The sequence below is a fragment of the Streptomyces sp. NRRL S-340 genome (assembly GCF_000720185.1).
Lineage (GTDB): Bacteria > Actinomycetota > Actinomycetes > Streptomycetales > Streptomycetaceae > Streptomyces.
In genome coordinates this window covers 130560-148889 of the sequence record NZ_JOIY01000014.1, presented here as the reverse complement: position 1 = coordinate 148889, position 18330 = coordinate 130560, and the positions used below count along the sequence as shown (strand labels likewise).

17 protein-coding genes are annotated in these 18330 nt (G+C 73.3%); 10 read left to right on the top strand and 7 right to left on the bottom strand.

All coding sequences use genetic code 11. The annotated features are described in order from the left end of the window. Window positions 1–26: 26 nt before the first annotated feature. Window positions 27–938, top strand: coding sequence for a helix-turn-helix domain-containing protein (locus IG64_RS13440; RefSeq protein ID WP_051812821.1), 912 nt, complete (start codon window positions 27–29; stop codon window positions 936–938). Between the two features lie 271 nt (window positions 939–1209). Here the strand turns inward: IG64_RS13440 and IG64_RS13435 are convergent, their stop codons facing one another. Beyond that, complete coding sequence (locus tag IG64_RS13435; RefSeq protein WP_037855358.1) at window positions 1210–1890, bottom strand: FadR/GntR family transcriptional regulator; 681 nt, start codon at window positions 1888–1890, stop codon at window positions 1210–1212. A gap of 185 nt (window positions 1891–2075) precedes the next feature. Here IG64_RS13435 and IG64_RS13430 point away from each other — a divergent pair, with 185 nt between their 5' ends. Continuing rightward, the gene (locus IG64_RS13430; protein WP_037855356.1) at window positions 2076–3881 is read left to right on the top strand and encodes a 2-isopropylmalate synthase; all 1806 of its coding nucleotides are present in this window, start codon (window positions 2076–2078) and stop codon (window positions 3879–3881) included. 126 nt (window positions 3882–4007) lie between these two features. Here the strand turns inward: IG64_RS13430 and IG64_RS13425 are convergent, their stop codons facing one another. Together IG64_RS13425 and IG64_RS13420 are read right to left on the bottom strand one after the other, a co-directional pair. Continuing rightward, on the bottom strand, window positions 4008–4586 hold the full coding sequence (locus IG64_RS13425) for a flavoprotein (RefSeq protein ID WP_037855354.1): 579 nt from the start codon (window positions 4584–4586) through the stop codon (window positions 4008–4010). Window positions 4587–4884: 298 nt separating this feature from the next. Further along, window positions 4885–5226 carry a hypothetical protein gene (locus IG64_RS13420; protein WP_037855353.1) on the bottom strand — a complete coding sequence of 114 codons (342 nt, stop codon included), beginning with the start codon at window positions 5224–5226 and terminating at the stop codon, window positions 4885–4887. 393 nt (window positions 5227–5619) lie between these two features. Between IG64_RS13420 and IG64_RS13415 the strand changes: the two genes are divergently transcribed. Continuing rightward, window positions 5620–7845 (top strand): ATP-binding protein, encoded by a 2226-nt coding sequence (locus tag IG64_RS13415; protein ID WP_037855344.1) that lies wholly within the window; start codon window positions 5620–5622, stop codon window positions 7843–7845. 234 nt (window positions 7846–8079) lie between these two features. Further along, the gene (locus IG64_RS13410; protein ID WP_037855342.1) at window positions 8080–8685 is read left to right on the top strand and encodes a dihydrofolate reductase family protein; all 606 of its coding nucleotides are present in this window, start codon (window positions 8080–8082) and stop codon (window positions 8683–8685) included. Between the two features lie 90 nt (window positions 8686–8775). On the opposite strand, the gene IG64_RS40370 is transcribed toward IG64_RS13410, so the two are convergent. Together IG64_RS40370 and IG64_RS13400 are read right to left on the bottom strand one after the other, a co-directional pair. Next, entirely contained in the window at window positions 8776–9174 is a 399-nt protein-coding gene (locus IG64_RS40370; RefSeq protein WP_037855339.1) for a hypothetical protein, read from the bottom strand. Window positions 9175–9260: 86 nt separating this feature from the next. Further along, a complete protein-coding gene (locus IG64_RS13400) occupies window positions 9261–9539 on the bottom strand; it encodes a hypothetical protein (protein WP_158771557.1) in 279 nt (92 codons plus the stop codon). A 211-nt stretch (window positions 9540–9750) separates the two neighbouring features. On the opposite strand from IG64_RS13400, the gene IG64_RS13395 reads away from it, so the two are divergent. Continuing rightward, on the top strand, window positions 9751–10185 hold the full coding sequence (locus tag IG64_RS13395; RefSeq protein WP_051812818.1) for an acyl-CoA thioesterase: 435 nt from the start codon (window positions 9751–9753) through the stop codon (window positions 10183–10185). Between the two features lie 692 nt (window positions 10186–10877). Continuing rightward, a complete protein-coding gene (locus IG64_RS13390) occupies window positions 10878–12275 on the top strand; it encodes an FAD-binding oxidoreductase (RefSeq protein WP_199811582.1) in 1398 nt (465 codons plus the stop codon). Window positions 12276–12399: 124 nt separating this feature from the next. On the opposite strand, the gene IG64_RS13385 is transcribed toward IG64_RS13390, so the two are convergent. Then, a complete protein-coding gene (locus tag IG64_RS13385; RefSeq protein WP_037855334.1) occupies window positions 12400–13326 on the bottom strand; it encodes an alpha/beta hydrolase in 927 nt (308 codons plus the stop codon). 287 nt (window positions 13327–13613) lie between these two features. Between IG64_RS13385 and IG64_RS13380 the strand changes: the two genes are divergently transcribed. The 4 genes from IG64_RS13380 to IG64_RS13365 all read left to right on the top strand — a co-directional run bounded on the left by IG64_RS13380 (window position 13614) and on the right by IG64_RS13365 (window position 16376). Then, window positions 13614–14486 (top strand): helix-turn-helix domain-containing protein, encoded by an 873-nt coding sequence (locus IG64_RS13380; RefSeq protein ID WP_037855588.1) that lies wholly within the window; start codon window positions 13614–13616, stop codon window positions 14484–14486. Next, a complete protein-coding gene (locus IG64_RS13375) occupies window positions 14483–14854 on the top strand; it encodes a DUF2255 family protein (RefSeq protein ID WP_037855319.1) in 372 nt (123 codons plus the stop codon). Before IG64_RS13380 ends, IG64_RS13375 begins: the two co-directional genes overlap by 4 nt. A gap of 27 nt (window positions 14855–14881) precedes the next feature. Continuing rightward, the gene (locus IG64_RS13370) at window positions 14882–15913 is read left to right on the top strand and encodes a cytochrome P450 (protein ID WP_234438501.1); all 1032 of its coding nucleotides are present in this window, start codon (window positions 14882–14884) and stop codon (window positions 15911–15913) included. Between the two features lie 76 nt (window positions 15914–15989). Next, window positions 15990–16376, top strand: a complete 387-nt coding sequence (locus tag IG64_RS13365) for a hypothetical protein (protein WP_037855315.1) — start codon at window positions 15990–15992, stop codon at window positions 16374–16376. Between the two features lie 65 nt (window positions 16377–16441). Here IG64_RS13365 and poxB read toward each other — a convergent pair whose 3' ends face one another. After that, on the bottom strand, window positions 16442–18175 hold the full coding sequence (gene poxB, locus IG64_RS13360; protein ID WP_037855312.1) for a ubiquinone-dependent pyruvate dehydrogenase: 1734 nt from the start codon (window positions 18173–18175) through the stop codon (window positions 16442–16444). Window positions 18176–18330: the final 155 nt, after the last annotated feature.

The following is an 18330-nucleotide window of genomic DNA, read 5'->3' as shown; positions in this document are numbered from 1 at the left end:
ACACGGCGGTAAGCTCGGGACTCACGATGGGCAAAAACGGACATCCTTCGGCGCCGGCGCCGGCGCCGACTCCTCCGATCCGGGAGCTGGTCTTCCGGCACACGGCCGGGTCGCCGCCCGGTCTGGAACTGGTGGAGCTGGCGGGGCTCGCCGAGCGCGCGCTGCGGCACGGCAACGATCCGTACGCGCCGCTGCGGCCGGCCTTCCACCAGATCGTCGCGGTGCGCTCCGGCCGGGTCACCGTCTCCGTGGACTTCACCACGTACGAGCCGGCGGCCGGCCAGTGGCTGTGGATCCGGCCGGGGCAGGTGCAGCGCTGGAGTCCGGACCTGCCGGAGGCGGACGGTGTGGTGGTCGCCTTCCCGCCGGGTTTCCCGGACGCGGCGACCACCGCGGCCACCGTCGCCGATCCGCCCTTCGCGCGGGGTCCGCTCGCCCCGGCCGGTCCGGTGGCCGAGGGGCTGCACAAGGCCCTGGACCATCTGCGCCACGAGTACGACGCCGCGGCACAACTGCCGCTGGAGGCCCATCTGAGGGTGCTGCGGCACCTGCTGGCGGTGCTCGTGGAACGGCTGACGGCGGCCTACGGGGCCGAACCCGGCAGGCCGGTGCCGAGCGAGACGTTCCGCCGCTTCCACGCGGCCGTCGAGCGGGACTTCGCCGTCACCCGGCGGGTGGAGGACTACGCCGCCGCCCTCGGCTACAGCCGGCGCACGCTCACCCGGGCCGCGGAGGCGGTCACCGGGATGTCGGCGAAGCGCTATGTCGACGAGCGGGTGGTCCTGGAGGCCAAGCGGGAGCTGGCCCACGGCGGGCTGTCCGTCGGCGCGGTGGCCGAGCGGCTCGGGTTCGCCGGGGCCGGTGACTTCACCAAGTTCTTCCGGCACCGCACCGGCACGACACCGACGGCCTTCCGCCGGACGGCACGGGGCGCGTAGCGACCGGGGAGGGCGGGTGGTGCGGGCGGCCGACGCCGGGTACCGGGCGGGGCCGAGGACCGGGCGGGGCCGAGGACCGGGCGGGGCCGAGGACCGGGCGGGGCCGAGTATCTGGTGGTGCCGAGGCCCGGCGCGGGCCGGGGGACGCCGACGTCACCCGGGTGGTGCCGGGTCGCCGCGCCGGCCGGGGGGGTGACCGGGGGCAGCCGGCCGACCGGCACTGGCCACGAGAGGTGCCGGGCGGCAGCCCTCGCTCGGCCGCCGGGGCCGGTCAGCCCAGCTGTGCCTTGAGGGTGAGGAGATGGGCGCGGCCGGCCTGCGCCGCCTCCTGGGGGTCTCCGTGGGCGACGGCCTCCAGCAGGCGGGCGTGGGCGTCGTGGTCGGCGCCGTGGCCGGCGTCGTCGCCGAGACCGCCGCGGATCCGCAGCATCTCGACCATGGCCTGCCGGCTGCGCGGGGTGAATCCGTCGAACAGCTCGGTCAGGATCGGATTGTGCGCCGCCACGACGATGCTGCGGTGGAACGCCGTGTCCGCGTCCACGTGCTCCTCGATGCCAGAACGCCTCTCGCGGCGATCCGCCAGGGCGCGGCGCATCGCCCGCAGTTCCGCCGGGGTCCGGCGTCCGGCCGCGAGGGCGGCGGCCTCGGTCTCGATGGCGACGCGCGCCTCGATCACGGAGACGATGTCGGCACGGCGTACCACGTCGTCCCAGTCCTCGGGGGCGTCGAGGGCGGTGACGAAGACACCGGCTCCCTGCCGGGAGGCGAGCACGCCGCGGCCGGCGAGCTGCCGGATCGCCTCGCGGACCGTCGAGCGGCCCACGCCGAGCTGAGGGGCGAGGGTGGTCTCGCCAGGCAGTTTCCCGCCCAGCCGCCACTCCCCGGCCCGGATGCGCTCCATCAGCGCCTGCGCCGCCTGATCAGCCAGGGGCGCACGCCGAACCTGAGCCATCTCGGCCCTCCCGTCTCCGTAACTTCTCTACTTGTCTGAGGAGTTGTGCTACGGTGCACCCGTGCTGAACTCCGGAATCCTCCTCCTTCTCCGCCACGTCGGGGCCTAGCAAGGCCGGCGCCCCGACGTGGAGCGCTCGTCCGCGCCGGTCTCCCCTACGCGACAGCGAAGCAGGATTCCACCCTATGACTCACGCACCGACCCCCCGAACCTCGGCCCCGGCGGGCCCCGTCCCCGCGGACGCACCGGCCTGGAACCGGCAGCGGCACTCACCGATGCCGTCACACCGCTACCGCGGCATCCACTCCCGCGTCGAGGTCCCGCTCACCGAACGCGACTGGCCGACGCGGCAGTTGACGACGGCGCCGCTGTGGGTGCCCGTCGACCTGCGCGACGGCAACCAGGCGCTGGCCGAGCCGATGGACCCGGCGCGCAAACGGCGCTTCTTCGAGCTGATGGTCGCCATGGGCTACAAGGAGATCGAGGTCGGCTACCCGTCCGCCTCACAGACCGACTACGACTTCGTCCGGCTCATCGCCGAGTCGGACCTCGCGCCCGAGGACGTGACGATCGTCGTCTTCACCCCGGCGCGCCGCGAGTTGATCGAGCGCACGGTCGACTCGGTCCGGGGCATCACCAACCCCGTGGTGATCCACATGTACACCGCCACCGCGCCCGTCTGGCGGGATGTCGTCCTCGGCCACGACCGCCACGCGCTGAAGGAGCTGATCCTCGCCGGCGGCCGCGACGTCCTCGCGCTGGCCGGGCACCTGCCCCACGTGCGGTTCGAGTTCTCCCCCGAGGTGTTCAACCTCACCGAACCGGACTACGCGCTGGAGATCTGCGACGCCATGACCGGGCTGTGGGACGCCACGCCCGACCGCCCCGTGATCCTGAACCTGCCCGCCACCGTCGAGGCCGCCACCCCGAACGTGTACGCCGACCAGATCGAGTACATGCACAAGAACCTCGCCCGCCGCTCCTCGGTGATCCTCTCCGTGCACCCGCACAACGACCGGGGAACGGGCATCGCCTGCGCCGAACTGGCCGTCCTCGCCGGGGCGCAGCGCGTCGAGGGGTGCATCTTCGGCAACGGCGAGCGCACCGGCAACGTCGACATCGCCACCCTCGCCCTGAACCTCCACGCCCAGGGCGTCGACCCGATGATCGACTTCTCCGACATCGACGAGGTGCGGCGCACCGTCGAGTACTGCAACCGCATCGAGGTCCATCCCCGGCACCCCTACGCGGGCGACCTGGTGCACACCGCTTTCAGCGGCACCCATCAGGACGCGATCAGGAAGGGTTTCGCCGAGCACCGCGCCCGCGCCGCGGCCCGGGGCGTCGCGGAGCACGAGCTGGAGTGGTCGGTCCCGTACCTGCCGGTCGACCCCGCCGATCTCGGGCGCAGCTACGAGGCGGTCATCCGGGTCAACTCCCAGTCCGGCAAGGGCGGCATCGCCTACCTGCTGGAGACGGAGTACGGCATCGAACTGCCGCGCCGGCTCCAGATCGACTTCGCCCGCCATGTCCAGCGGCGCACCGACGCCACCGGCCACGAGGTCACCGCGGCCGGCCTGTGGGGCGTCTTCGAGGACGCCTACCTCGCGCCCGCGCCGAGGGCGGCGGCGAGCGCCTGCCCCGGCGTCGAACTGGCCGGGTACGAGACGAGCGACACCGGCGGAAGAAACCGCACCACGGTCACGCTCCGGATCGGCGGAACCGCTCACACCAGCACGCACGCGGACGTGGGCCCGGTGGAAGCGCTCACCGAGGCCCTGGGCGCGCAGGGCATCCGCATCGACGTGGTGAGCCTGCACCAGACCAGTGTCGACGCCGGGAACGACGGCGAGGCCCTGACCCTGCTGGAGTTCCGGGACGGGGAGGGGGTCCGGTGGGCGGCGGGCCGGGACCGTTCCGTCCTCGCCGCCAGCCTGGCCGCGGTGACGCGTGCGGCGAACACGGTGCCCGTCGCGGCTGCCGTCCGGTAGGCGGCGGGACCCGCAGGGGGGGCGCGCCCCTTCGCGTCCGCGGTGGAGCGGGCGGTGCCCGCCGTGAGCACCGCCGGGACCCGGCCGCTGCCGGATCACCAGCGGCGGCCGGCTCCCCTCGTACGGTCAGCCGTCGCCCGGCATGAACTCCCGGACCACCTCGACGAACCGGGGCGGCGCGGGCGGCATGGGCGCCTTGACGAACTCGCCGAGGCCGACGTCGTAGCGCTGTCCCGGCTGCGGGTCGACGACGTGGTAGCCGTCGAGACGGAGCTGTTCCACGTTGCGCCGGATCGCGGGCTTGCCCCACATGCCGTCGGTCATCACCGGGAAGAACACCACGGGGAAGTCGGCGGCGGCGATCGTCGCGGTCAGCAGGTTCGGGACGGCGCCCGTGGCGACGGCGGAGAGCATGTTGGCGGTGGCCGGCAGGACGGCCATCATGTCGTGGCCGGCCGCCAGGGTCGCCTGGTTCTCCCGGGCCCAGTCGTCCGGCCTGGTGCCGGTGACCACACGGTCGGCGAACAGCCCGACGGTGTGCGGCGGGAGGAACGTGGCGGCGGTGTGCGTCATCAGGACGGTGATCGTCCCGGTGAAGGTGGTGCGCAGCGCGTTGATGTACATCGGAAGCGTGGCGACGGCGGCGGAGCCGGTGGCGCCGATGAGCAGGCGTCCGCCGAAGACGGCCGGGTTGTTGCTGGTCATGTCTCCATGGTGTTCCCGGTGCCGCCCAGGGTGTGACCGGGTGTGCCACGGAGTCTGACCGTCCGTGCCACCGGCCCGGCCGGGGCCGGACCGCGGGCCCGCCGGCCGGGGACCTCCTCGGAACGCCGGGCGGCGAACGGGCCCGCCGCGCGGGCCCGGACCCTGCCCGACGAACCCGCGCCTTCGGCGGCTTCCCGCCCCGCCTGCCGCGCGCGGCCCTCTCCGCGGCCGGTGCCCGGACGACGCGGTGGCCGCCGGCCGGGGGACCCGCGCGGTCCGTTCGTCAGCGGGGCGGGGTTCAGGTGCCGTTGGCGGTCCGCAGGGTGGCCCGCCAGGCCAGGAGCGCGCCCCCGGCACCGTACGCCATGAGCAGGGCTCCGTTCCTGGCGTCCCGCCGACGCTGCAGGGACTGGTGGTTCCGCTGTTCCTCGTACGTCCGGCTCGCCACGGCGAGGGAGCCCTCCAGCACCGAGCACTCGCTGTCCCCGGGCCGCATCGGGCCGGGCCGCTCCTCCCCGTCGCGCACGTTCTCCCCCGGGCACACCACCTCGGCCGAGGCCGTGAGGGCGCCCGCGAGGTCCGCGACCCCCCACAGCGCGGGCAGGAGGAAGAACGCGAGGAGAACGGCTCTGTACTTCACTGGACCCCCAGGGGACGAGACGGCGAGACCCGGCCGGGGCGCACGGTCCGCACCCCGGCCGGCGGACCACCACCGCAGTGTGGACCATGCCCGGCACTCGGCTGCGACCGGTGCCCGCCGCGGGCGCCGCGGGCGTCTTCGACGATCGGCGCCGCCGCATGGACCGGCCGTTTCCTTTCTGCCCGGCCGTTCACGTGAACTCCGTCGAGCCGGTACCGAGGAGGCGGATGCCGGCGCATCGGGGGCGTTCGAGGCGGCCGCCGCGCACCGGTTCCGCGGCGGTCACCACCCCGAGACGTCCTTTGGACCGATCACTCCACAACTGCTACGTTCTCCGGGAACCTGAAGCAGTGGTACCGGCCCCTGCGGTCGGGGTGAGGCCCGGAGGCCGGCATGGGCGAAGAGACCTTCGGAGCGCTGCTGCGCGCCGCACGGCAGCACGCGCTGCTCTCCCTGGAGGGCCTCGCCGAGGCCTCGGGCGTGAGTGTCCGCGCCATCAGCGACATGGAGCGGGGCAGGAGCCTGCCGCGGCAGGCCACGCTGGCCGAGCTGATGGACGCGCTGGAGCTGGACGGGACCCGGCGCCGGCGTCTGGTGCAGGCGGCCACCCGGCGTGCGGACCAGGTCCCGCGGCAACTGCCGCCCGACCTCGTCTCCTTCCGCGGGCGCGAGGAAGCGCTGCGGTCCGCCCTGCAGGCCACGGACCAGGTCGCGGGGCGGGGCGGACACGTGGTCATCTCCGCGATCGGGGGGATGGCCGGGGTCGGCAAGACCGCGCTGGCGGTGCACTGGGCGCACCAGGTGGCGGAACGTTTCCCCGACGGTCAGCTCTACGTCGACCTGCGCGGCTTCGAGGACTCGGGAGCACCGCTCGACCCCGGGGAGGCGCTGGGCGGGTTCCTGCGGGCGCTCGGCGTGCCCAGCAGCGACATACCGCCCGGCACGGAGCAGCGTACGGTGCTGTTCCGGGAACGTACCGCCGCCCGGCGGCTGATCGTCCTCCTGGACAACGCGCGCGACGCGGACCAGGTCAGGCCGCTGCTGCCCGTCTCGGCCGGGAGTCTGACCGTCGTCACCTCCCGCAACCGTCTCGCCGGTCTGGCGGCCACCGAGGGCGCCGCCCTCATCAGCCTGGACGTGTGGAGCCGGGAGGAGGCCGTCACGGCTCTGGCCGCCCGGATCGGCGAGGAGCGGTGCCGGGCCGAAGCGGAGGCCGCCGCCGAACTGGTCGCCCTGTGCGGGCACCTGCCCCTGGCCGTCGCCGTCGTCGGCGCGCAGCTGGGCGAGGCCCCCGCCATGCCGCTCGCCCTCGCCCTACGGGAACTGCGCGCGACGAGCCCACGGCTGGACGCGCTGTCGGCCGACGGCCGGAGCGAGGGCGTACGCGCCGTCTTCTCCTGGTCCTACCGGGCGCTCAGCGCGGGGACGGCACGCTTCTTCCGCCACCTCGCGCTGCACCCGGGGCCGGTCGTCTCCGCCGAGGCCGCCGCCTCCCTCGCCGGGACGGAACCGGTACAGGCCCGCCGGCACCTGCGCGAACTCACCGCCGCCAGCCTCCTGTCCCGGGACGCCGAAGGCCGTTACGTCCTGCACGACCTCGTCCGCGCCTACGGCTGCGAACTCGCCGCCCGGGAGCAGGACGACCGCCTCGCCGCCGAGACCCGCCTGCTCGACTACCTGTGCCACAACGCGCACACCGCCAACCGGTTCGTCTCACGGTTCCCGCCGGGACCGGCCGGGTCCCCGGCGCCCGGGACGGTGCGCGTCGAGTTCGACGACCGCGAGGAGGGCCTGGGCTGGTTCCGGCAGGAGGAGTCGACCGCCGCCGCGGCCCTGCGGAGCCTGGAGGATCCGCGGCTGCTGCGCCACCGGGTCGGCCTCACGCTGGAATGGGTGGGCTACAACGCGGTCATGGGCCGCTGGGCGGAGGAGGTGTCGGCCGCGCGCACCGGACTGGAGGCGGCGCTCCTGCTGGACGAGCCCGTCACCGTCGCGCGCAGCAGTGCGCACCTGGTGCGGGCGTTGGTCGAGACCGGGCGCCTCGACGAGGCCGACGAGCCGATCGCCCTGATGCTCGGCCAACTGGACCGGCTCCCCGTGGAGCACCAGGTCCGTGTCCAGCGCAACGTCAGCTTCATACGCACTCGGCAGGAGCGCTACGCCGAGGCGCTCGGGCACGCCCGCGCCGCCCTGGCAGTCGCCCGGACGCTCCCCCGGCCCGACGAGGTCGCCCGCACCCTCATCGGCGTGGGCTGGTGTCTCGCCCTGAACGGTGAGTACGAGGAGGCCATCAGCACGTGTGAGGAGGCGCTGCCGCTGCTGCGGGAGAGCGACGACCGCGGCAGCGAGGCGTCGGTCTGGGACTCCGTCGGGTACGCCCAGCAGCGCCTGGGCGACCCGGCCGCCGCCGTCACCAGCTTCGAGAAGGCGCTCGCGCTCCTCGACGAGGTGCACGACGAGTACCAGCGGGCCGAGACCCTGGACCACCTCGCCTCGGCGCAGCTCGACCTCGGGGACACGGCCGGTGCACGGGCCAACTGGCTGCGCGCCGCCGACCTGCTCACCGCCCTGCGGGTCCCGCGGGCCGCGGAACTCAGGGCCAGGGCCGGGGAACTCTGACCGCGCGGCTCCCCGGCCGGCGCTGGGGGGAGGCCGTGGTGACCGGGCTGAGGTCCTGGTGGACCGAGAGCAGGGCCGCCGGCCGGCAGGGACGCGGGGGCGCACTCCACCAGGACATCAGCGACGCGACCGGCGCCGCGAGCTGACCGGACTCCCCTTCTGCCCGGAGTTCCGGGTGCCGCCGATGAGTTCCCGGCGGTGGTGCGGTCTACCCGTCGACGAAGGGAGCGCACCATGCGCGAGATCATCGTTTGCACGTTTCTGACGCTGGACGGCGTCATGCAGGCCCCGGGCGGCCCGGACGAGGACCCTCAGAGCGGCTTCGAGCACGGCGGCTGGCAGAAACCGGTGGACGACGAGGAGGTCGGCGCGGCCGTCTCCGGTTGGTACGAGCACTCCGACGCGATGCTGCTCGGCCGCAGGACGTACGAGATCTTCGCGTCGTACTGGCCGAGCGCCGACCCCGGCAACCCGTTCACCGACCGGATGAACAGCATGCGCAAGTACGTGGCGTCCCGGAGCCTGACATCGGTCGAGTGGCAGAACTCCACCCTGCTGGAGGGCGACGCCGTCGACGCCGTACGCGAGCTGAAGGCGTCCGACGGCGGTGACATCAAGGTCATCGGCAGCGGCGGCCTCGCCCAGACCCTCATGCGGCACGGCCTCGTCGACGAGTACCGGCTGACCATCCATCCGGTGATCATCGGCACCGGCAAGCGGCTGTTCGCCGACGGAGCCGTCCCCACCGCGCTGGAGCCGGTCAGCGTCTCGACGACGAAGGGCGGCACCGTCGTCGGCGTCTACCGGCCGAACGGGAAGCCCGGCTACGACAGCTATTAGGCCCTGCCGGCACATTCCCGTCGCCCCGGGGCAGACAGGAATGTGACGACAGGGCATGGGCCCGGACCACAGGGCCTGGTTTTCCCGCGTTCAGTAGAGCGAGGAAGCCTTGTCGTTGATCCAGGAGGGGAGGTTCGGCCACGACTCACCGGCGTGGAAGGTGAACGCGAGCCCCTTGCCGTACTGGTCCGTCCACAGTGACTCGCTCGAGAAGCCGCCGTCCCCGAAGGAACCGCCGGACCAGCTCCTCACGGAGGAGATGCTGTCGTTCATGCCGTTGGGAACCTGCCTGAAGTCAGCGACCGTGTTCCAGTAGTACGTCTCGTAGCAGTTCCCGGTGAAGTTCCCTCCGGAGAACACCTGGATGTACCCGGGCTGCCCGTAGTGGTCGCAGTTCCCGGCCGCGCTGGCGCTCGGGGTGAAGCTGAGGAGGCTGCCGGCCGCCGCCGCGGCTACCAGTACGGCCTTCACTCGTACGTTCTTGATCATTTCCTGCCTGGCTCTCCGGAACGGCAGCGTGCGTCTGCGCGCTGTCCCTGGTCGTGTCGGATGGGGCGCGGGGCGGGCCCAGGCCGTCAGGCCGGCCTCCACCAGCCGCCCACGGGCTGACGGATCCACAGCTCCGTGTGGTTGCTGCCTCCGCAGTAGAACCAGTAGGCGTCGCTGCCGTTGCGGGAGAAGTGCCACCAGTCGTTGTTGGTGTTCGCCTGGCTCTGGCACGACTTGCCCGCGTTCCTGTCCAGGAGGACGTTCTCGTAGGACGTCGCGGACGCGGAAGCCGTGCCCAGGGCGAGCGCCGCGCCGACGGTGGCGGTCAGGACGGCGGCCGATGCCAACCGGTGTTTCATGCTCATGTCTTCCACCCCAGTTTCTCCACGGCCACACACGTGTGCCACTGTCCGGTACACGCTCACACCCGGTCGGCGGGTTCATTTCCGGCACCACGTGTTTGAGCCGGGCGGAGTTGTGCCAGGCCAGCGCCCTGTGCGGTGTCGCGGGACGGGCAGCGGCGGGCGCGGCCAGCCACTCACATGTTTCTTCATGGCGGGCGGTACTCTCCATGACATGTATGAGGCTTTCCGGAAATCTTTCGAAGTCCGCTGGGACGATGTCGACTTCAACGGCCATCTGCGCAGCACCAGGTACCTGGAGTACGCGAGCACGGCCCGGCTCGGCTTCCTCGTGGCGTCGGGATGGGACGTCCGCGCGTTGCAGAAGGAGGGGTTCGCCGCCGTTCTGCTGGGTGAGGAGGTCCGCTACCGCCGCGAGGTCTTCCTCGCCGAACAGGTCGAGGTGTCCTGCGAGGTGGTGGGACTTACCGAGGACTGCGCGCGGTGGCGGGTGCGCCAGACCGTGTTCCGGGAGGACGGCGAGGAGGCCGCCGTCGTGCACTCGCTCGGCGCGTGGATCGACGTCCGCGCGCGGAGGATCACCGCGCCGCCCGCCGGCCTGCGGGCCGTCTTCGAAGCCGCCCGCTCCGAGGAGTGTGAGGTCCTGTAGGGGCGGCGCCGCCTGTGGAGCCCCGGGGCGAGGTGGCGAGCCGTGAACCCCGGGGCGGGATGCCGAACGGCGAAACCCGGCGGGCAGGGGTCCGGGACGGCCTCCCGTCCGGGCGTCTCGTCTCCCGCCCGCTACGAAGCGGGAGACCGGCGGTGCCCGCACCCGGCGTCCCTCGGGCCCGTCCCTTCCTGAGAGCTGCGGACCAAAGTGGGTTCCGATCAGCGGGCGGTGTCTCCTGCGTGCGATCACAAGGTGCCGGGAGGTCCTTCCGACCTGCTGAGCGCGACCGGCAGTCCGCGGGCCGACGAGATACGCGCCAAGGCCGGGACACCGGAGGAACACCGCGGGGAGGCGCCGGTGCGGTGAGGCGTGGGTGAGGGGACGGGGCGGTGCCCGTGGCGCCTCGGCGCGGTGTGTGCCCGCCCGCACCACGGAGGTGAGGGTGCTGGAACGGCCCGCGGACCGTGCCGGCTCCGCCGGACCGCCGCCGGCGTGCGGGCACGGCCGGTGCCCCGCCCATGTGCGGGACGCGGCCGGCGGACGGACAATGCTGCCGGCGGGGTGGTGCCCGCGCTCCGCCGAACGTCATCGTCACCGGCGCGTACGGATCCGCGTCCCACGCCCCCGCCGCCGGCCCGGACGTCGCGCCCCCGTCCGTGCGCGCCTGACACGCGCAGGCAGGAGTGACGGCCATGGACGGGATCGACGGGCAGGCTCTGGAGAGTCTGCGTACGGCACTGCGAGGAACCGTCCTCGCTCCGGGTGACCCGGGCTACGACGAGGCCCGGGGCGTCTACAACGCCATGATCGACCGGCGGCCGGCCGCGATCGCCGGGTGCGTCGACGTGGCGGACGTGCGGACCGTGCTGTCCTTCGCCCAGGAGGAGGGCGTGGAACTGGCGGTGCGCGGCGGCGGACACAGCGGGCCGGGGCTGTGTCTGGCCGACGGCGCGCTGACGCTCGACCTGACGCCGATGCGCTGGGTGCACGTCGACCCGCGGGCCGGGACGGCGCGGGTGGGCGGCGGAAGCCTGCTGGGGGATCTCGACCACGCGGCGCACACCTTCGGACTGGCCACCCCGACCGGGATCATGTCGACGACCGGGGTGGGCGGTCTCACGCTGGGCGGCGGCCACGGGCACCTGACCCGCAGGTACGGTCTGACGATCGACAACCTGCTGTCCGCCGACGTCGTCCGCGCGGACGGCACCTTCCTCACCGCCTCCGCGGACGAGCACCCGGACCTGTTCTGGGCCCTGCGGGGCGGCGGCGGCAATTTCGGCGTGGTCACCTCGTTCACCTTCCGGCTGCACCCCGTGGACACCGTCGGCGTCGGGCTGACCGTCTGGCCCGTCGACCGCGTCGGAGAAGTGCTGCGCTGGTACCGGGAGTTCCTGCCCGCCGCGCCCGAGGACCTCAACGGCTTCTTCCTCCTGCTGGCCGTGCCGCCCGCCCCGCCCTTCCCCGAGCCCCTGCACGGCCGGAAGATGTGCGGCGTGGTGTGGTGCCGCACCGGTGATCCGGGACAGGACCGGCTGGAGGACGCGCTCAGGGAAGTGAACACACCCGGACCGCCCGCCTTCCACTTCACCACCCCGATGCCCTACCCCGCCCTGCAGTCCCTGTTCGACGGGCTGCTCCCCAGGGGTTTGCAGTGGTACTGGCGCGGTGACTTCTTCGACGCCCTCTGCGACGACGCCGTCGCCGTCCACGAGAAGTACGGCCGGGACCTGCCCACCGGACTGTCCACGATGCACCTGTACCCGGTCGACGGCGCGGCCCGCCGCACCGGTGCCGACGACACCGCCTGGGCCTACCGGGACGCGACGTGGTCGGGTGTGATCGCCGGCATCGACCCCGAGCCCGCCAACGCCGGACTGATCCGCCGGTGGTGCGTGGACTACTGGACCGCGCTGCACCCCCACTCCATGGGCGGCGCCTACATCAACTTCCTGGGGCAGGAGGAGAGCGGCGACCGGGTCCGGGGGACGTACCGCGGCCACTACGACCGGCTGGCCGAGGTCAAACGCACCTACGATCCGGACAACTTCTTCCACGCCAACCAGAACATCCCGCCCGCCGCCCCGTGAGGCGCGCTCCTGCCGCCTCATCGGGCGCCCGGGCCCCAGGACGGATCCCCGCCCCGGGCGGCCGGCGCCCGCCGGGCGGCGGGCGCCCCGCACGGCCCCTGCCCCGGCACGGACGGCGCGTTCCTCAGCCGGTGACGACGAGGTGGGCGGTGAAGAAGGCGGCCAGCTTGTCGACGGCGGGGTCGATGTACTCCTTCTTGTCGTAGAGGTCGACGTGGCTGGCGCCCTCGATGCGGTGGAGTTCGGCGGGGCCGGTGGCGCGGCGGTGGGCCTCCACGGCCATCCACGCGGTGACGGCGCGTTCGCCGATGATCTGGAGGATGGGGCGGGGGCCGATCAGGGGGACGGCGTGGAAGGCGTCGCTGGAGGCCATCCTGTCGATGCTCTCCCAGGCGAGGACCTTCGCGGACCGCTCGTGCTCGCCGCGGGAGGTGCAGTAGTACTCGAAGCCCTCGACACCGTGCTCGCCGCCGAGCGCGGCGGCCTGTTCGGCGGTCTCGGGGAACATGGTCATCGCGCCGGGGTCCTCGCCGCGGGCGGCCCGGGTGCGGGCCTGGGCGGCGGCGTCCAGGAGGGTCTGGAAGACGGCCGGGTCCTGGGCGCCGTCCGCGCCGTAGCGGAACTGGCGGGCGGGCTCGGCGGTGGAGACGGTGGCCACCGCCCTCACCCGGTGGTCACCGCCCGTGGCGGCCAGCGAGTAGCCGCCGGAGGCGCAGATGCCGAGCAGGCCGATCCGGTCGGCGTCGACCTCCTCGCGGGCGGTGAGGAAGGAGACGGCGGCCTTGAAGTCCTCCACCCGCTGGGCGGGGTCCTCGAGACCGCGCGGCAGGCCCCCGGACTCGCCCTGGTAGGCGGCATCGAAGGCGAGGGTGACGAACCCGCGCTCGGCCATCAGCTGCGCGTAGGTGCCGGAGGTCTGCTCCTTCACACCGGTGCCGGGGTGGCCGACCACCAGGGCGGGGCGCGGGCCCGGGACGGTGGTCTCGGGGGTGTAGAGGTGGGCGGCGATCGTGATGCCGGCGCTGTCGAAGGTGACGCTGGTCCTGGCCATGGAGATCTCCTTGTCAACTGATTGAGGCGTGCTTGCCGGAACGATCCCGGAACGACGGGTTCGTGCCTTCCCCCACTGTTCACGGCGGACGCGGGCCGCACATCAGTCACATGACGGTACGGTCGCCGGGCGCCCCGTGAGGAGCCCGGTCCCCGCCGTGCCGGGGAGGGACGTTTCTACGATCGCCCCTCGTCCACGGGGGGAAAAGAGACAGGTTCCTGCCTGGGAAGAAACCTTCCCCCCCACACGTGTCCCGCTGCGCCGCCGACGGCGTGACACTGGGAGACATGCATCCGACACCCGGCCCCGCTCTCGGGGCCTTCCTCAGAGCACGCCGGGCACAGCTCGCCCCGCAGGAGTGCGGCCTGCCCGCGACGGGCGCCTTCCGGAAGGTCGCCGGGCTGCGCCGCGAAGAGGTCGCCCAGCTCGCCGCCATCAGCGTCGGCTACTACACCCGGCTGGAACAGGGCCGGGTGCGGGCGTCCGCCTCCGTGCTCGCCACCCTGGTCCGCGCCCTGCGCCTCGACGAGGCCGAGACGAAGTACCTGTACGCACTCGCCGGCCGGGGCGACGCACAGCCCCGCCGCCGGTCCGTGCAGCACGCGCGTCCCGCCCCCGGCCGCCTGCTGGCCCAGCTCACACACGTCCCGGCGATGGTCCTCGGCAGGCACCTGGACGTACTGGCGTGGAACGCCGCCGCCGCGGCCCTCTACACCGACTTCGCGTCGGTGCCGTCCGGGCAACGCAACTACGTGCGGCTGCTGTTCACCGACCCGGCGGTCCGGGACCTGCACCGGCGGTGGAGCCACGACGCCCGCGACGCCGTCGCCGCCCTGCGCGCTCGGGCCGCGGCCGATCCCGACGACCCCGGCCTGGCCCGCCTCGTGGGCGAACTGTCCGTGCGGGACGGCGACTTCCGCACCTGGTGGGCCGAGCACCAGGTCAGCGGCGCCGGGCACGGCACCAAGCACTACCGCCACCCCCTGGTGGGCGACCTCACACTCGAGTGCGACACCTGGGCCGCGCCCGACGGCTCCGGACAGTGCCTCATGGTCCTGACCGCCGAACCCGGCACGCCCTCGCACGACGCCCTGCGGATCCTCACCTCCTGGCACGCCCCGCAGCCGGCCACCGACGAAACGGAGAACCCGACCCGATGAACACCTTCGGTCCCGAGGACCTCGCCCTGCTCGCCGCGCACGACTCCCTCGTCCTCACCGCAGGGGACGAGGACCGGGAGGGGGTCGAGACCGGCATGGTGCTGGTCCGCGGCGCCCTGTACGTCCGCGCCTACCGGGGGGTCGGCTCCCGCTGGTACCAGGCGGCGCGGGAGCACGGCCGCGGACGGATCCGGGTGGGAGGGATCACCCGCGAGGTGCTGCTGGAGACCGGCGACCCGGGCCCCGCCCCCGAGATCGACGCCGCCTACCGGGCGGCGTACGGCGCCGCCGCGGCCTCTCTCGTCGTCTCTCCCGGGGCCCGGGCCGCGACGATCCGCATCGCTCCCGCCCCCACCCGCCCCAGCTGACGTCCCCCGCCCCCCGGCGTCAACCGGGTGCTGCCGCCGTTCCACGGCACGCGGATCGCCGTCTGGGCGGAGCGGGTGCGCGAACTGGTCCGCGCCCGGCTGCCCGCGCTGCTGTCCGGTGACGGGGCGCCGGTGCGGCCCTGGGCCCAGCGGCTCACCCTCGACGTCATCCTGCGGGTCGTCCTCGGTCTGACGGACCCCTCCCGGACGGCGGCCTTCCGGGAGGCTTTCGGCGCCTTCGTCGCCACCGGCAACCTGGCCTGCCTGTTCCTGCCCGGACCCCTGCGGCGCGACCTGGGGCCGCTCTCGCCGGGCGGACGTTTCCACCGGCTGCGGGCCTGCGTGCGGGACCTCGCCCGCGAGGAGATCGCCGCCCGCCGGGCCGCCTCCGACCGCACCCGGCGCGACGACGTGCTGTCCCTGCTGCCGGCCGCCCGGGACGAGCGGGGGGCCGGCCCGGACGACGCGCACCTGCTGGACGAGCTGACCGGTCTGGTCCTGGCCGGTTACGAGATCACGGCCACCACGATCGCCTGGACGCTGCACCTGCCGGCCCACCACCCCGCCGCCCGCGACGACCTGATCGCCGATCTCGACGCCGGCTCGGACCGCCTGCTCAGGGCCACGGTGAAGGAGTCCGGCCGGCTGCGCCCCGCCGTCTGGAACGCCATGCGCACCGCGACGCGCGACACCCGGCTCGGCGGCCACCCCGTACCGCGGCACGCGTTCGTCGCGGCGCTGTTCCCGCTCACCCACCTCGACCCGGAACCGTGGCCCCGGCCGGACGCCTTCCGGCCCGAGCGGCACCTGGGCGCGGACCCGGCGCCGTACGCCCTGACCCCGTTCGGCGGAGGTGTGCACCGCTGCATCGGTGTGTCGCTGGCCCAGTTGGGGACCGAGACGGTGCTGAGGACGGTGCTCGCGGCGGCCGTCCCCGAGCCGGCCGGTCCCGCGGAGCCGGCGCGACCGGTCTCCGTGACGCTCGTCCCCGCCCGGGGCGGCCGGATCAGGCTCCGCAGGCGGACATCCGGAGAAACATATTCAGCCAAAAACAGTTGAACTGTCGACAGCTGCGAGGTGTGTGGGCAGGCTACGCGTGCAGTGCACGTGTCCCCGTCCCCATGAGGAGTCGATCATGCGCAGGTCCCCCCGCAGACATGTCACCACAGCCCTCGCCTCCGCGGCCGCCGCCGCGCTGCTGGGGCTGGCCCCCGGCACGGCCTCGGCGACCTCCGGGCCGACGATCCTGGACAGGGCCGACGACCGGTGCGCCACCGTGGGCAGCGGAAACGTGTGTCTCTACGACAACCAGTGGTTCAGCGGCAAAGTGGCCCTGTACCAGGACGTCGACAGCCAGTGCGTCACCACGCCGTTCGGTGTCCTGGCGGACTACAACATGACGAACGGGCCGGTGAGCTACTACAAGAACGCCGACTGCACCGGCGACTCGGTGACCGAGCCCGCGGGCGACTTCCACTCGTGGCTGACGTTCGGCCCGACACACAGCTTCCGCGCGCGCTGACCGTACGCGCGGCCGGTCCGCCCCCGTGCCAGGGACGGACCGGCCGCGCGCACGTCCCTTCGGCGCTAACGCAGGATCCGCCGGGACACGTTGGTGGAGACCAGGTCCAGCAGTTCCTCGCCGCGGCCGGACAGGATCGTACGGATGGCGTAGAGGGTGAAGCCCTTGGCCTGCTCCATGGTGATCGCGGGCGGCACCGACAGTTCCTGCCGGGCCGTCATCACCTCGACGACGGCCGGGCCGTCGTGTGCGAACGCGTCCTTCAGCGCGCCCTCCAGGTCGCTGGGGCGTTCGACCCGCCGCGCCCACAGTCCGATCGCGGAGGCGACCGCCGCGAGGTCGGGATTGTCCAGCTCGGTACCGAAGTTGACGACACCCGCCGCTTTCATCTCCAGTTCGACGAAGTTGAGCGAGCCGTTGTTGAAGACGACGATCTTGGCGGGCAGCCCGTTCTGCCGCAGCGTGAACAGTTCGCCGAGCAGCATGGTGAGTCCGCCGTCACCGGCGAGGGCGACGACCTGCCGCCCGGGGTACGCCGCCTGGGCGCCGACCGCGTGCGGCAGCGCGCAGGCCATCGAACCGTGGTTGAAGGAACCGAGCAGGCGCCGCCGTCCGTTGAACGTCAGGTAGCGGGCCGCCCAGACCACGGGCGAGCCGACGTCCGTGGTGAAGACGGCGTCGTCGTCGGCGAGGCGGTCGAGGGTGCTCGCCACGAACTGCGGGTGGATGGGGGTGCGGTCGTGGTCGTTGACCGCCAGCGCGTCCAGTGACCGGCGGGTGCGGGTGTAGTGGGCCAGGGCACGGTCGAGGTGGTCCCGGTCGGACTTGGCCGTCAGCAGCGGCAGCAGCGCGGGCAGGGTGTCGCGGACACTGCCCACCAGGGGCAGGTCGACCTGCGTGCGGCGGCCGATCTGCTCGCCGCGTATGTCGAGCTGCACGACCTTCGCGTGCTTCGGGTAGAACTGCCGGTAGGGGAAGTCCGTGCCGAGCATGAGCAGGGTGTCGGCCTCCTCGATCGCCTTGTAGCCGGAGGCGAAGCCGAGCAGGCCGGTGAGTCCGACGTCGTAGGGGTTGTCGTACTCGACGTACTCCTTGCCGCGCAGGGTGTGCACCACCGGCGCCTTGAGGACCCCGGCCAGCCGGACCAGGTCGTCGTGGGCGCCGGCCGCGCCCGCGCCCGCCAGCACGGTCACCCGCCGTCCGGCGTTCAGCAGCGCGGCGGCCTCCCGCAGGTCCGCCTCCTGCGGCCGGGCGACCGTGCGGGCCGCGCGGACCACGGTGGGCCGCGTGTCCTGGGGGGCCTTGGCGAGGAAGATCTCGCCGGGCACCACCACCACCGCCACTCCGTTGCGTTCCACGGCCGCCCGCATGGCCATCGCCAGGATGCGGGGCGCCGACTCGGCGCTGTTGACCACCTCCGCGTACACGCTGCACTCGCGGAACAGCTCCTGCGGGCGGGTCTCCTGGAAGTAGCCGGAGCCGACCTCGGGGCCGGGGATCTGGGCGGCGATGGCGAGCACCGGCACCCGGCTGCGCTGCGCGTCGAAGAGCCCGTTGACCAGGTGCAGGTTGCCCGGCCCGCAACTGCCGACGCAGACGGCGAGTTCACCGGTGAGGGCGGCCTCGGCCGCCGCGGCGAAGGCGGCGCTCTCCTCGTGCCGTACGTGGACCCAGTCGACCTCGCCGTCGCGGCGCAGGGCGTCGGTGAGACCGTTGAGGGAGTCGCCGGGCAGCCCGTGGAGGCGGCGTACGCCGCTGGCCTTCAGTGAGGCGATGAGGTGGTCGGCGATCGTGTGCATGCGGGGTACTGCCTTCCGTCCGTCGTGTGCCGGCCTGTCGTGCCTGTCGAATCCGACGTGCCGTGTCCGGCGCGCCCGTCGGATCCGACGTGCCACGTCCGATCTACGTGTCGTGTCCGACGTGCCGTTCCCGACATGTCGTGTCCGACATGTCC